This is a genomic window from Alkalihalobacterium sp. APHAB7 (genome assembly GCF_048323755.1).
In the GTDB taxonomy this organism is placed as follows: Bacteria; Bacillota; Bacilli; order Bacillales; family Bacillaceae_F; genus Alkalihalobacterium.
Window position 1 is genome coordinate 196126 of record NZ_JBLWFS010000003.1, and the last position, 14746, is coordinate 210871.

The 14746-nt window shown below is 37.3% G+C and carries 17 protein-coding genes; all 17 read left to right on the forward strand.

What is annotated here, in order from left to right; all coding sequences use genetic code 11:
* The first annotated feature begins 45 nt into the window (after nt 1-45).
* The 17 genes from ACNSTQ_RS05025 to ACNSTQ_RS05105 all read left to right on the forward strand — a co-directional run bounded on the left by ACNSTQ_RS05025 (nt 46) and on the right by ACNSTQ_RS05105 (nt 14745).
* The gene (locus ACNSTQ_RS05025; RefSeq protein WP_418198748.1) at nt 46-1485 is read left to right on the forward strand and encodes a flagellar hook protein FlgE; all 1440 of its coding nucleotides are present in this window, start codon (nt 46-48) and stop codon (nt 1483-1485) included.
* Nucleotides 1486-1616: 131 nt separating this feature from the next.
* Nucleotides 1617-1835 carry a flagellar FlbD family protein gene (locus ACNSTQ_RS05030; protein ID WP_418198849.1) on the forward strand — a complete coding sequence of 73 codons (219 nt, stop codon included), beginning with the start codon at nt 1617-1619 and terminating at the stop codon, nt 1833-1835.
* Nucleotides 1836-2267 carry a flagellar basal body-associated protein FliL gene (gene fliL / locus ACNSTQ_RS05035; RefSeq protein WP_418198749.1) on the forward strand — a complete coding sequence of 144 codons (432 nt, stop codon included), beginning with the start codon at nt 1836-1838 and terminating at the stop codon, nt 2265-2267.
* A 30-nt stretch (nt 2268-2297) separates the two neighbouring features.
* The gene (gene fliM, locus ACNSTQ_RS05040) at nt 2298-3290 is read left to right on the forward strand and encodes a flagellar motor switch protein FliM (RefSeq protein WP_418198750.1); all 993 of its coding nucleotides are present in this window, start codon (nt 2298-2300) and stop codon (nt 3288-3290) included.
* A gap of 4 nt (nt 3291-3294) precedes the next feature.
* Nucleotides 3295-3879: a flagellar motor switch phosphatase FliY gene (fliY, locus tag ACNSTQ_RS05045; protein ID WP_418198850.1), complete on the forward strand. Its 585-nt coding sequence runs from the start codon at nt 3295-3297 to the stop codon at nt 3877-3879.
* Between the two features lie 17 nt (nt 3880-3896).
* Nucleotides 3897-4601, forward strand: coding sequence for a flagellar biosynthetic protein FliO (locus ACNSTQ_RS05050; protein WP_418198751.1), 705 nt, complete (start codon nt 3897-3899; stop codon nt 4599-4601).
* The gene (gene fliP, locus ACNSTQ_RS05055; RefSeq protein ID WP_418198752.1) at nt 4598-5254 is read left to right on the forward strand and encodes a flagellar type III secretion system pore protein FliP; all 657 of its coding nucleotides are present in this window, start codon (nt 4598-4600) and stop codon (nt 5252-5254) included. The genes ACNSTQ_RS05050 and fliP overlap by 4 nt, the downstream gene beginning before the upstream one ends.
* 25 nt (nt 5255-5279) lie before the next feature.
* Entirely contained in the window at nt 5280-5549 is a 270-nt protein-coding gene (gene fliQ / locus ACNSTQ_RS05060; RefSeq protein ID WP_275117581.1) for a flagellar biosynthesis protein FliQ, read from the forward strand.
* Nucleotides 5549-6325, forward strand: a complete 777-nt coding sequence (gene fliR, locus ACNSTQ_RS05065) for a flagellar biosynthetic protein FliR (protein WP_275117580.1) — start codon at nt 5549-5551, stop codon at nt 6323-6325. Before fliQ ends, fliR begins: the two co-directional genes overlap by 1 nt.
* Nucleotides 6326-6328: 3 nt before the next feature.
* A complete protein-coding gene (gene flhB / locus ACNSTQ_RS05070; RefSeq protein ID WP_418198753.1) occupies nt 6329-7414 on the forward strand; it encodes a flagellar biosynthesis protein FlhB in 1086 nt (361 codons plus the stop codon).
* A 34-nt stretch (nt 7415-7448) separates the two neighbouring features.
* Nucleotides 7449-9491: a flagellar biosynthesis protein FlhA gene (flhA, locus tag ACNSTQ_RS05075; RefSeq protein WP_418198754.1), complete on the forward strand. Its 2043-nt coding sequence runs from the start codon at nt 7449-7451 to the stop codon at nt 9489-9491.
* On the forward strand, nt 9488-10654 hold the full coding sequence (gene flhF, locus ACNSTQ_RS05080) for a flagellar biosynthesis protein FlhF (RefSeq protein ID WP_418198755.1): 1167 nt from the start codon (nt 9488-9490) through the stop codon (nt 10652-10654). The genes flhA and flhF overlap by 4 nt, the downstream gene beginning before the upstream one ends.
* Entirely contained in the window at nt 10647-11519 is an 873-nt protein-coding gene (locus tag ACNSTQ_RS05085) for a MinD/ParA family protein (RefSeq protein ID WP_418198756.1), read from the forward strand. Before flhF ends, ACNSTQ_RS05085 begins: the two co-directional genes overlap by 8 nt.
* Nucleotides 11520-11594: 75 nt before the next feature.
* The gene (locus ACNSTQ_RS05090) at nt 11595-12659 is read left to right on the forward strand and encodes a protein-glutamate methylesterase/protein-glutamine glutaminase (protein WP_418198757.1); all 1065 of its coding nucleotides are present in this window, start codon (nt 11595-11597) and stop codon (nt 12657-12659) included.
* A gap of 42 nt (nt 12660-12701) precedes the next feature.
* Nucleotides 12702-13340, forward strand: a complete 639-nt coding sequence (locus ACNSTQ_RS05095; RefSeq protein WP_418198758.1) for a chemotaxis protein CheC — start codon at nt 12702-12704, stop codon at nt 13338-13340.
* A complete protein-coding gene (locus tag ACNSTQ_RS05100; protein WP_418198759.1) occupies nt 13333-13821 on the forward strand; it encodes a chemotaxis protein CheD in 489 nt (162 codons plus the stop codon). The genes ACNSTQ_RS05095 and ACNSTQ_RS05100 overlap by 8 nt, the downstream gene beginning before the upstream one ends.
* 156 nt (nt 13822-13977) lie before the next feature.
* The gene (locus ACNSTQ_RS05105) at nt 13978-14745 is read left to right on the forward strand and encodes a FliA/WhiG family RNA polymerase sigma factor (protein ID WP_418198760.1); all 768 of its coding nucleotides are present in this window, start codon (nt 13978-13980) and stop codon (nt 14743-14745) included.
* Nucleotide 14746: the final 1 nt, after the last annotated feature.

Below are 14746 nucleotides of genomic sequence, written 5' to 3' on the forward strand. Positions count from 1 at the left end.
TGACGGAAGCAACCAACGAACTATGATAATGAAGGGGAAATATACATGCTACGATCAATGTATTCCAGTATTGGTGGTTTAAAAAACTTTCAAACAAAGTTAGATGTGATTGGAAATAATATTGCTAATGTAAATACATTTGGATTTAAAAAAGGCCGTACGACATTTCAAGATATTATGAGTCAACAAATACGTGGCGCTAGTACACCAACAGATAACCGTGGTGGAACAAACCCAATGCAAGTGGGACTTGGAGGAACAATCGCGACTATTGATACGATTCATACACAAGGTAGTATGCAATCAACAGGTCGCTCACTAGATGTTGCTGTCTCAGGAGATGGTTTCTTCGTAGTTAATAACGGTAATCTGAACACATATACACGAGCAGGAAATTTCTATTTGGATCAAAATGGTACGCTCGTAAATGGTGATGGATTAAGAGTATTGGGGTATGGGTTACAAGCTGGTACAACGGATCAAATTGATTACACTCAGGTCCAACCACTACAAATTCAAGCTGGAAGTCAAATGGCTCCAGAAGCAACCACGAATATCTCCTATAAAGGGAACTTTAATGCAGATGTACCACCGGTTGGTAGTGCGAATGGGGGAACAGCATTAGTTAACGGGGCAAACCAATTAACTCAACAACAAATCAATGATGCGATGAAGAGTGGCTTTATGATTACTCATCAAGTTGTTGACTCACTTGGAGCTACCCACAATGTAAAGTTAGCGTATCAAAAAGATTCAACGGGGAACTGGACAGTGGGAATTGTTAGACCTTCAATTGATCTCGCAACAAGAGAGCAAAACAAAGACCAAATGACTGGTCAGTTGTTCTACACATACGAGAGGTTAACGAGTGCTAACACGCCATTCCCTGGACAAACTGATGATTTTATCAAATTTGGTGCTAATGGTTATGTCATCCAAGACGATCCAAATGCAGTAAATAACAATTCCATGAAAGAAGTAAACTTAACATTAAATTTAAATGAACGCCCTCTTGGAGCAGGTGAGTTTAATGGGGCAGAAGATTTACAGTTAACATTTGATTTTTCTCAGTTTACCCAGTTTTCAGGCTCCAATACAGCTGATGTTAACCAAGTAACTGGAAATATTGATGGCTTTTTAGACAGTTTTAACATTGGACAATCCGGTGAAATTATCGGGGTTTATTCTAACGGTCGTGTACAACTTCTTGGACAACTTGCACTGGCTACATTTAATAATCCAGGGGGCTTAACGAAATCAGGAAGTAATACCTACCAAGCATCAAATAACTCAGGGCAACCTAATATTGGAATTCCTGGGGAAGGCCGCGGACTACTTATGGGAAGTTCATTAGAAATGTCTAACGTTGATATTTCTGAAGAATTCACAGAAATGATTGTTGCTCAACGTGGTTTCCAGGCTAATACGAGAATTATTACAACTTCAGATGAAATTCTACAAGAACTCGTTAACTTGAAACGTTAATCATATCTTTCCTTATCAGAAAGTAGTTAACTTCATTACCATAAAGTAATCACTAATTAGGAGGATGAAGGCTGGACTGATGAATTATTAAGCAAGAAGTGCAACTTAAGTACCAGCCTTCAAAAGTACCGATGATTGAGTTAACAAGACTGAATAATAGTACATTCTTATTAAATGCGTTTTTAATTGAGCAGGTTGAGGCTTTTCCAGATACGACCATTACGCTTGTCAATGGAAAAAAGATAGTAGTGCGTGAGTCAATTAACGATGTTAAGCTTAAGACAAATGAACTATATCGAACGATTGGACTAGTTTCAATTTATAGTAAACAGGATGCGGAGGGCTCTTGATTGTTTAAAAATAAATTAGTAAATATCATGATTATTCTCCTCGTTTCTCTTACATTAATTGGAGTTGTCACATTAGTACTTATCAACTATTTATCAAAGGATGAAGCGGCCTCTGGAGAACCAACAATTGATGAAATTATTGCACATTCTTATGATACTCCGGAATTAACAACGATGTTGTTAAGTAATGAATTTGCAAAAGTGCAATTTAAAATTCATGTGGATAATAGAAGGGCATTATCAGAAATTTCGAAGCGTGACTTTCAAATTGAAAACATAATTATTCGAGAATTGGCTGGGATGAAATCATCTCAACTTTCTGGTTCTGAAGGGATTACAGATCTAGAGACCCAGCTCAAGTTTAAAATTAATGAATTAATGACAGAAGGAATAGTTGTTGATATTTACACACGACGACTTATAATCCAATAAACGTATGTAATAGTTTGAGAGGTGAGGCTCTTGGCTGACATTTTGTCACAAGGTGAGATTGATGCGTTATTATCCGCATTATCTACTGGGGAAATGGATGCTGATGAACTGATGAAAGAGGAAACAGAAAAAAAGGTTAAAGTCTATGATTTTAAAAGAGCTCTACGCTTCTCGAAAGATCAAATAAGAAGTTTATCGAGAATTCATGAGAATTTCGCTAGGTTATTAACGACCTTTTTTTCTGCTCAGTTACGGACATTTGTTCAAATATCAGTTGCTTCAGTAGACCAATTACCATATGAAGAATTTATACGATCCATACCAAAAATGACGATATTAAATGTATTTGAACCCTATCCATTAGATGGTCGATTTTTAATGGAAGTAAACCCGAATATTGCTTATACGATGTTAGACCGATTATTAGGCGGAAAAGGGGTTGCAGTTAATAAAATTGATAATTTAACTGAGATTGAAACACGAATTATGTCGCAATTGTTTCAACGAACGTTAGATAGTTTTACAGAAGCATGGACATCTGTTGTTGAACTAGATCCAGTGATGGAAGACTTAGAGGTTAATCCGCAGTTTTTACAAATGGTTTCACCGAACGAAACAGTTGTTGTCATTTCACTTTCTACAACAATTGGAGAAACGTCTGGAATGATTAACCTTTGTTTACCGCACGTGACTTTAGAAGAAGTTCTTCCAAAATTATCCGTTCATTATTGGATGCAAACGAAGAAAATCCAACGAGAACCAGGTGAGATGGAAGCGTTAGAGGCTACTGTACGCAAAGCACCGTTACTAGTCCAATCAGAGCTTGGGCGATCGGAAATTACCATTCAAGAATTCTTACAACTCAATATAGGCGATGTAATTGAACTAGATCAAAATATTAATGACCCTCTGTTAGTGACTGTGGGTGGCGAGCAAAAATATAAAGCTCAACCAGGAAAGTCCAAAAATCAAATGGCAATTCAAATAACAGAGGTTATGGAGGAGGCACTAGAGAATGAATGACGATATGCTTTCCCAAGAGGAAATTAATGAACTCTTAAAGGGAGTCGGAATCGATGATGAAGATGACCAAACCTCAGTGGAAGAAGAGGATAATAACCTTGATGCACTAAGAGTAGAGGATTATTTATCTCCTGTTGAGCAAGACGCATTAGGTGAAATTGGGAATATATCTTTTGGAAGTGCTGCAACGGCGCTATCTACACTACTTAATCAAAAAGTTGATATTACAACACCACAAGTGTCGGTAATTAATAGAAATCAATTGGAAGAAGCTTTTCCACAACCTCACGTAGCTGTATCTGTTCAATATACTGAAGGCTTTGAAGGTATGAACTTGTTAGTGATTAAAACAACAGATGCTGCCATTATCGCTGATTTAATGCTAGGTGGCGACGGTTTAAATCCATCTAGTGACTTAGGTGAAATGCAAATTAGTGCCGTCCAAGAAGCAATGAATCAGATGATGGGTTCGGCTATGGGGCAACAAGCGATGGTTATTGATGCCATTCAAGCAGGAGCAAAAGACTTCATCGTAAAACCGTTTCAGGCAGACCGTGTGTTAGAGGCAATTAAAAAGACATTAGGTTAAGAAAGGGTGACAGCCCCTTGTACCGTAACTATCTTTCAATTGTTATAGGTTTCCTTTTCATTTTAACTATTAATTTTACCGGGCCAGTTCTAGCTGAGGAAGATGGAACTGGCTCAGTATTGGACTCATTACCAGCCAATAACCCTTCTCCGATTGAAGAGCAAGGGGATACACCTATACAAGCAGAACCGGAACCAGTTATTACTGGAGAGAATTCGGTTGTAGATACAGCAGAAACTCCTTTTGATAGTGGAACAAGCTTTTTTATGTTATTCATTCAAATGATCGCAGCATTAGCGGTCGTTATCGCATTAATATATATCATGCTTCGATTTGTTGGTAAACGAACTCGCTCTTTTAGAGACCATCAAACCCTTCAGAGTATTGGTGGCGTTCCATTAGGAACCAATCGCTCACTTCAAATGATTAAACTAGGAGATCGTATTCTCGTCGTTGGTGTGGGAGAGACGATCCAACTTATTAAAGAAATAGATGACCAGACTGAGGTCGCTAAAATTATGGAGCAACACCAAAGTGAGTTTGACCGACTTGAAGAGCCATTAACAAAAGCTTCAACATGGATTAACCAACTAGTAACAAAGAAAAATGAACATAATACGAAAAAAATGCTCGATTTTAGTGAGTTATTAGATAAACAGTTAAAAGATGTTTCTAAGTCGCAACAACAAATCCGCGAGGCGATGAAGGAGCATAAAAAATGACCGATTTTTTACCGACATTTAATGATGATTTATCTACTACTATACAAATTTTAATATTATTAACCGTTTTGTCACTAGCACCTAGTATTCTCATTTTAATGACCTGTTTTACTAGAATCGTCATTGTCCTATCGTTTGTTAGAACGGGATTAGCTACACAGCAGATGCCGCCAAATCAAGTAATCATTGGCTTAGCACTTTTTATGACATTCTTTATAATGGCACCTATCTTTGCAGATGTTAACGATCAAGCACTATCACCGCTTTTAGCAGGAGAGATCGACCAGGAAGAAGCATTTGATCGAGCTGTCATACCAATGAAGGAGTTTATGGCAAAACATACAAGAGAAAAGGACCTTGCCCTTTTTATGGGATATGCAGGTATGGACAGACCTGAAACTCTTGATGATATACCGTTGACGGCTTTAGTTCCCGCATTTGCCATAAGTGAAATAAAAACCGCTTTCCAAATTGGTTTCTTTATTTTTGTACCGTTCCTTGTAATCGATATGATAGTTGCAAGTGTGTTGATGGCAATGGGTATGATGATGTTACCTCCAGTCATGATTGCCTTACCATTTAAGATTTTACTATTCGTAATGGTTGATGGTTGGCATCTAATTGTAAAATCATTATTACTAAGCTTCAGTTAGCCCAATTAAAAAGTAGGTGAATAAGTTGAATGCTGAACAAGTCATTTCTTTAGCTGAAAGTGGAGTATGGACGGTTTTAATGGTATCTGGCCCACTGCTATTAATTGCATTATCTTTAGGGTTGCTTGTAAGTATTTTTCAGGCGACTACGCAAATTCAAGAACAAACGTTAGCTTTTATCCCTAAAATAGTTGGAGTGTTCGTCGCATTAGTCTTTTTTGGCCCGTGGATGTTATCTCAATTACTTGAGTTTACGTATCAGATTTTTAATAATTTACATCGGGTTGTTGGGTAATGTTAGATTGGGTGAATTTTATACCAGCTTTTTTATTAGTATTTATTAGAGTACTAGCCTTTTTCACAGTATTACCGATCTTTTCTCATCGAACGATTCCTAATACAGTGAAAGTTGGACTTGCTGTATATTTAGCATGGATTATGTTTTTTACGATTGATGTGCAAGAGATCCCGGTTGATGAAACTTACTTTCTTCTCATTATAAAAGAGGTATTAGTAGGTTTACTGATCGGTCTAGTTGCGATGATCTTAATATATTCGATTCAAGTAGCTGGGGCATTTATCGATATAAAAATGGGCTTTATGATTGCTAATGTTGTCGATCCTGCAACAGGAGCACAATCACCCTTAATTGGAGGATATTTATATACATTTGCGCTCCTATTACTTTTAGTAACAGACGCGCATCACTTGTTAATAGATGGAGTTTTTTATAGTTATCAATTTATTCCATTAGACCAAGTGTTTTTACCGCTTGGCAATGAGAATGTGATTGAGTTTATTTTTGTGACCTTCAATAAAATGTTTATTATTGCATTCCAGATGGCGTTCCCGATTGTCGGTTCTTTGTTTTTGGTTGATGTTGCTTTAGGGATGATTTCACGGTCAGTCCCGCAAATGAACGTATTTGTCGTTGGGATGCCGCTAAAAATTTTAGTGGGATTGCCATTATTAATGCTTTTCCTAAGTGTGTTTTATTTAATTGTTCAGCAGTTATTTGAAACGATTATCTTAACGATGAGAACGCTCATGCAATTACTTGGAGGTGTCTAGCAGGTGCCTTACATCCAATTAAATCTACAGTTCTTTGCAGAAGAAAAAACGGAAAAAGCAACACCGAAAAAACGTCAAGACAGCCGTAAAAAAGGTCAAGTAGCAAAAAGTACAGATGTAAACACGGCAATTATAATGTTACTCGTCTTTTTATTTCTGTGGTTCATTGGGCATATGGTTGGCGATTATTTGTTAGCGATGCTAATACACACCTTCCAAAATTACATGTTGCTGGATTTAACTGAAGTAAACCTACAAATGGTCTTAAATGAAGTCACTGTAACGTCAGCCACTGTGTTATTGCCAATCATGCTTGTGGCTTTAATAGCAGGTGTTTTTAGCAGTTACTTACAAGTGGGTCCATTATTTGCACCTGAAGCGATTAAACCTAAGTTATCTAAATTAGATCCAATAAAAGGATTTAAGAGAATTTTTTCGGTAAGAGCTATCGTTGAACTTTTAAAATCATTATTGAAGATTTCATTTGTAGGAATGGTCGTTTTTGCAATCTTATGGATTACCCTTGATTCGGTCATGATCTTATCTCAAAAGTCTGTTGCAGATGGCTTTTATCAAATTGCCCAATTAACAGTAATTATGGGGATCATTGTAGCTTTTCTTTTACTGATTTTGTCGATACCTGATTATCTATACCAAAAATATGACCATGAAAAGCAAATTAGAATGTCTAAAAAAGACATTAAAGATGAGCATAAAAACATGGAAGGTGACCCAAAAGTTAAGTCCAAACGAAAGCAAAAACAAATGGAAATGGCGATGTCTAGGATGATGCAAGAAATTCCAAAAGCTGATGTTGTCATTACGAACCCGACTCACTTTGCTGTAGTATTAAAGTACGATGGGGAGAAAATGGATGCCCCTGTTGTAGTAGCAAAAGGTGTCGATTATGTTGCTTTTAAGATCCGCTCAATTGCGAAAAATCACGATATTATTATCGTTGAAAATAAACCTTTGGCTCGTGCTTTGTATGCACAGGCTAAAATTGGAGATATAGTTCCTGAGGATTTGTTTAAAGCTGTTGCTGAAGTCCTCGCTTATGTATATCGACTAAAAAATAAAGAAGTTTAGTAGTTAATGTTGGAAGAAGAGGAGAGAGTTCCCATTGTCCATTAAAGATTTATCTGTATTACTAGGCGTTATCTTAATCATAATCATGTTAATTATACCGTTACCGCCTGCAATGCTAGATGTCCTCATCATATGTAATATCTCTCTTGCTCTTGTTATTATTTTAGTAGCAATGAATACGAGGGAGCCACTTCAATTTTCAATATTCCCGACATTATTACTCTTAGTTACATTATTTCGGTTGGGATTAAACGTTTCAACGACTCGTTCGATCCTTGGGAATGCTGAAGCTGGGAATGTTATTGAGACGTTCGGATCCTTCGTTGTCGGTGGAAACGCACTCGTTGGTTTTGTTGTGTTCCTAATATTGATTATCATTCAGTTTCTCGTTATTACAAAAGGAGCGGAGCGTGTTTCAGAGGTAGGAGCACGATTTACATTAGACGCGATGCCTGGTAAGCAAATGAGTATTGATGCTGATCTAAATGCTGGGATGATTTCAGACATTGAAGCGAAAGAACGACGTCAGAAAATAGAACAAGAAGCTGATTTCTACGGTGCGATGGATGGTGCTAGTAAATTTGTAAAAGGTGATGCGATTGCAGGTATTGTTATCGTTATTATTAATTTAATTTTTGGCCTAGTGATCGGTATGTCTCAATTAGGAATGGGGCTCGGGGAAGCAGCCAACACGTTTACTTTACTTACAGTTGGAGATGGGCTTGTCAGCCAAATTCCCGCACTACTCATTTCAACAGCAACAGGTATAGTCGTAACTCGTGCCACTTCAGAAGGAAATTTAGGGCACGATATAACAAAACAACTATTAGCTTATCCGATGATGCTCTATGTAGCCGGTGCAACCATCTTCCTATTAGGGGTTATTACACCAATAACACCTTATGTCACTTTTCCAATTGCAGGGTTGCTTGTTTATGGCGGTTGGTACTTATCAAAAGCTCAAAAGAAAACACTTGAAGAAGAAGCAGCTGCATCGGATGAAACTGAAGAAGGTAATGAGGATTTAAAATCACCGGAAAGTGTTGTTAATCTCTTACAAATTGACCCGATAGAATTCGAATTTGGCTATGGTCTGATTCCTCTAGCAGATGCTAATCAAGGTGGTGACTTACTCGATCGTGTAGTAATGATAAGACGTCAACTTGCTTTAGAGCTCGGGATGATTGTTCCTGTCATTCGAATAAGAGATAATATCCAGTTACAACCTAATGAATATGTAATTAAAATTAAAGGAAATGAAATTGCAAAAGGTGATCTATTACTTGATCACTATATGGCAATGAGTCCGGGAATTGAGGATGAGTCGATTATCGGAATTGAAACGATTGAACCTGCTTTTGGATTACCAGCTTTATGGATTGGGGAAGATATGAAAGAACAGGCTGAGTTATCAGGGTATACAGTTGTCGATCCGCCGTCGGTTGTTTCTACCCACTTAACTGAAGTAGTTAAGCGTCATGCACATGAGTTAATCGGCAGACAAGAAACGAAACAATTAGTCGAACACTTAAAAGAATCTTATCCTGCCCTTGTAGAAGATGTTACACCTAATCCATTAACAATTGGTGAAATACAAAAAGTACTGGCAAATCTGTTGCGTGAAAATGTATCGATCCGAAACCTGCCTATTATTTTTGAAGTTTTAGCAGATTACGGTCCAATGTCAAAAGATATGGATTTAATCACGGAATATGTTCGCCAAGGGTTATCAAGACAAATTTCAAAGCAATACTCTACCCCTGGAGAACCGCTTTATGTTGTTACTCTTAGTGGAGCTGTAGAAAAGCGAATTGCCGAATCTGTGCAACAAACAGAGCATGGGAACTTCTTATCAATGGATCCTAATCAATCGCAACAAATTCTCGAAATGGCTTCACAAGAAGTCGAGCATCTTTCACAAATGGGGCAGGTTCCAATTATATTATGCTCACCTGCGGTTAGGATGTATGTTCGTCAAATGCTAGAACGTTACATGCCAAATGTGCCTATATTATCGTATAACGAGTTAGAACCAGATGTAGAGGTTCAAAGTGTTGGGGTGGTGAATGTAGATTGAAAGTAAAGAAATATATTGCTGAATCAATGCCAGAAGCGATGAAAAAAATACGCGAGGAACTTGGCCAAGATGCAGTTATTTTAAATTCAAGAGAAATCGTTACCGGTGGATTTTTAGGTTTTTTTACAAAAAAAAATATTGAAGTGATTGCAGCAGTTGACCGTACACCAACCATTAAACGACCTACCCCGAAACAGCAAAACGTTATGAGTGAAGGTCGCCCAGAAAAAACTGGGGGCCTTCACTCAGAAAAACAGTTGACTGCTTCTGGCCATGACCAGGGGAAGTTGATGAAAGAAATTGAACAACTTAAAACATTAATGTCTTCCATAACGAACAAACAAACTGAAACTGAACGTGAGTACCCTGATCCTTTTCAATCAATATATGATCTATTAGAAGACCAAGAAATAGGGAAATCACTTCGTTTAAAAGCGATGAAGTATCTATTAAAAAAATGGTATGAACAGGAAACTGACAGACCAGATAAAGAAGAAGTTCATCAATGGTTAAAAGACTACATGTTAGCTGCTATACAAGACATCCCTATGGGTGGAATTTCATTTCAAAAACGATTTGTAAATATTGTTGGACCGACTGGTGTTGGGAAAACAACAACGATTGCAAAAATTGCTGCGCATAGTGTGTTAAAGAAACATAAAAAAGTCGCTCTAATAACAACAGATACATATCGGATAGCAGCCGTTGAACAGTTGAAAACGTATGCGAAAATTTTAAATATACCACTTGAAGTCGCGTATTCAATTGATGATTTTAAAAAAGCAAAGGAGCAATTTGCTAACTATGACCTCGTACTTGTTGATAGTGCAGGACGTAATTTTCGAAACCCATTATATGTTGAAGAACTTCATAAAGTTATTGACTTCACAGATGAAGTTGAAACGTACCTAGTTCTTGCCCTGACATCTAAATATAGGGATATGGAAGACATCTTTAAGCAATTTTCACTTATTCATATCGATAAAGTGATTTTTACAAAAATGGATGAAACGTCTTTTTACGGGACGATGCTTACTTTCGTAGAAAAAAATAGAGTCGGGGTGGCTTATATTACGAACGGTCAAAATGTTCCTGATGACATTATGGAAGGTAGTCCAAAAGAACTTGTCAATTCTATATTAGGGGTAAAGAAGAATGAATGACCAAGCAGAGACTTTAAGAAAATTGATGGAGAACAACGAAGGTCAGTCTGATACGAAAGTGATTTCGATTGTTAGTGGAAAAGGCGGGGTTGGGAAATCAAACTTTTCAATTAATTTTTCATTAGGGTTGTCACAAGCTGGAAAGCGTGTTCTCTTATTTGATTTAGATATTGGGATGGCGAATGTCGATATCTTAATGGGCGTCTCTAGTAAGTATAATATAGTTGATATGATAGAAAATGAATTGACGATTTGGGATATTATCGAGAAAGGTCCGGAAAATGTTTCTTTTGTATCGGGCGGGTCTGGCTTCACCCAACTTTTCAAATTAAATGAACAGAAGTTTGGACGGTTTGTCACACAACTTGAATCTTTAATGTCGCATTTTGATTATATTATCTTTGATATGGGGGCAGGAGTGTCAGAAGATAGTATACAATTTATTCTTTCAGCCAATGAAGCCATTGTAGTTACAACTCCAGAGCCAACTTCTATTACGGACGCATATGCAATGCTTAAATATATTAACAGTAAAAACGATACGATCCACTGCTCGTTAATTGTAAATCGAACGGAAACGGAAAAAGAAGGGCAAGTGACTGCACAAAACTTTCAAAGGGTAGTTAAACAGTTTTTACATAAGGATATAGCGTACCTTGGAAGTATTCCTAATGATAAAGTAGTAACGAAAGCAGTAAGATCTCAAAAGCCCTTTTTACTATTTGACCCCAAAGCAAAGTCAAGTCGAGCGGTAGAATTAATGGTTCAAGTATTTTTAGGCAAGCAAGGAACGGGCACGGGCCAACAACATACACACTTTCAATCGTTCGTACAAAGGTTTACGGGCTTTTTTATAAAGAAATAGCCTGACTGTTATAAGAAAGCGGTTGAAATTCAGTGTTAAGGGCACAGGGGAAGGTTTGAAGTGAGGGGGGTTATTTTGAAAGATAAGATTACCGTATTAGTCGTCGATGATTCTGCCTTTATGAGAAAAGTCATCAGTGATCTTCTTCAACAAGATGAGAGAATTGAAGTAATTGGAACGGCAAGAAACGGTCAAGATGCATTAGATAAATTAACAACCATTAAGCCTGATGTTATTACTCTTGATGTTGAAATGCCAATATTGGACGGGTTAGGAACACTAAAGAGGATTATGAAGGAGAGTCCAATACCCGTTGTTATGGTAAGTAGTACTACATTAGAAGGTGCGGAAAATACAGTTTTGGCAATGGAATACGGTGCTGTAGACTTTATTGCAAAGACATCAGGGTCAATTTCATTAGACTTACACAAAATTAAAGCTGAAATTATTAATAAGGTTATTTTAGCATCTCAATCTCATGTTACAAATTTTATTAAGAATACCGAAAAACTGAGCGGTAACCGAGTAGATGTAAGAAAGCATGATCATTGTCGGTTTGATAAAAACAGCCAGAAAAAATTAATTGCAATTGGCACATCTACAGGAGGACCAAAAGCATTACAACATGTACTGACAAAAATTCCAGCTTCAATTGATGCACCTATTTTAATTGTGCAGCATATGCCACCAGGATTTACAAAGTCATTAGCTAACCGACTAAACACATTATGTCATATAGAAGTCAAAGAAGCAGAAGATGGGGAAATCATCAAAAATGGAGTCGCTTATGTAGCGCCAGGGGGCTTCCACTTAACGGTTAAAAAAGCAGGGACCGCATTGGTCGTACAGTTAAATCAATTGCCTCCTCGAAAAGGCCATCGGCCATCTGTTGATGTGATGTATGAGTCATTAGCTGACATACCGAACTATAGCATTCTTTCGGTCATCATGACTGGGATGGGGGCAGATGGTTCAGAAGGGTTAGTGAAACTAAAAAAACATGCTGACTCCTACTCAATTGCTGAATCAGAAGATTCTTGTATTGTCTATGGAATGCCACGTTCAGCTATTAAAACCAATCATGTAGATGAAATTGTGCACCTTCAGAATATTGGCCAACGCATCGTGGAGTTGGTTTAACGGGCTAGATAGATATAATGATTTCTAGGGAGAGGTAATCGTATGGATTATATTGAGCGTATTAAGCCGTATCACTTAGATGTTTTAAGAGAAATAGGTAATATCGGGGCCGGAAATGCAGCAACGGCTCTTTCTACCTTGTTAAATAAAAGTATTGATATGAAGGTACCATCTGTGCGAGTGGTTTCATTTCAAGAAATAGCAGATTTGGTCGGTGGCGAAGACAACGTTGTCGCTGCTATCTTTCTTAGACTTGAAGGAGATGCTCCAGGAAGTATGTTTCTTCTAATTCCGGTGGCAGAAGCCGAGCAACTTATTCAACGCTTGATAGGTAACTCTACTTTTCAATTATCTGAACCTCCATTTGAAGAGTTGGGATTATCGGCATTGCAAGAATTAGGCAACATACTAGCAGGATCTTATTTGTCTGCCCTTTCCGATTTTACAAAATTAAATTTACAGCCGTCTGTACCTGCAATAAGTATAGATTTAGCAGGAGCAATATTGAGTTTTGGATTAATTGAATTGTCTCAAGTCAGTGACTATGCAATTGTAATTGATACTGAAGTACAAGAGATGGATAATGAATTTTCCCAATCGAGTGGTCATTTCTTTTTACTCCCTGATCCTAATGCTTTCGAAAAAATCTTCAAGTCTTTAGGAGTAGAGATGGATGAATGATGTAGTGAAAGTGGGAATGGCTGATTTGAATATCGTTAAAGCACCACGCACGATTAGAACTTCAGGATTAGGCTCATGTGTAGGAGTTGTACTCTATGACGATTATTCAAATGTATCGGGTATGGCACATGTGATGCTTCCAGATTCGAAACTTGGAAGATCAGGAACATTAAATGTGGCAAAATATGCGGACACTGCAATTATTGAACTTATACAGCAGATGAAAAGTGCAGGGGCAAGAATCCACGGATTAAAAGCAAAAATTGCGGGTGGAGCTCAAATGTTTAATTTCTCAAGTACAAATGAAATGATGAGGATAGGTCCAAGAAATGTAGATGCAGTTAAAGGAAAACTCCAAGAACTTAGAATACCTATTGTTGCTGAAGATGTAGGTGGAAGTAGCGGGCGCACAATTGAGTTTAATCCAACTACAAAAAAACTGCACATACGAACAGTAAGTCGAGGAGTTAAAGAGATATAATGCTTTTTAGTAGTTGGTTAATTAATCTATACCTCAGCATTGCTGTTTTTATTATCGTTTTTTTAGGGTCATTAGGGAATAATTTAATTATAACTACTAGCTTTAGAGCCACAGTAACTATGTACGTGAACTTCTCGATGATAAGGAGGTATAATCATGCCTGAAACATCATTATGTGAGGAACAACAATTATGGGATAAGTGGATTGGGACAAGAGATAATGAAGCAGCTGATTCGTTAATTCGTTTATATATGCCACTCGTTCGATATCATGTAAGTCGAGTTGCATCAGGGCTCCCACGCAATGTAAATAAGGATGATTTAATCAGTCATGGAATGATGGGCTTATATGATGCTCTTGAGAAGTTTGATTCTCAGCGGGACTTAAAGTTTGATACATATGCTTCTTTTAGAATAAGGGGGGCTATTATTGACGGATTACGAAAAGAAGATTGGTTACCCCGGTCTTTAAGGGAAAAATCGAAAAAAGTTGAGTCAACAATTCAAAAGTTAGAACAAAAGTTAGGACGTTATGTGAATGCTAATGAGGTAGCAAATGAAATGGGGACTTCTGAAGAAGAAGTAACTTATATTATGTCTGAAAGTTTTTATGCAAACATGCTTTCGATTGACGAAAAAACAAATGATTCAGATCGTGATGAAACGTACAAATCAACGATTGAAGATAAACGTGCCTTAACACCAGAGCAATCTGTATTGGCAGATGCTACAAAAAAAGAGTTGGCTCGAGTCATTAAAAATTTGAATGAAAAAGAACAGCTTGTTATTAGTTTGTTCTACTTTGAAGAACTAACATTAACCGAAATAGGACAAGTTTTAGACCTTTCTACATCACGTATTTCTCAAATCCACTCAAAGGCTCTATTTCGACTGCAGCAAGTTTTAAAAAAGGCGATAAGCTAAT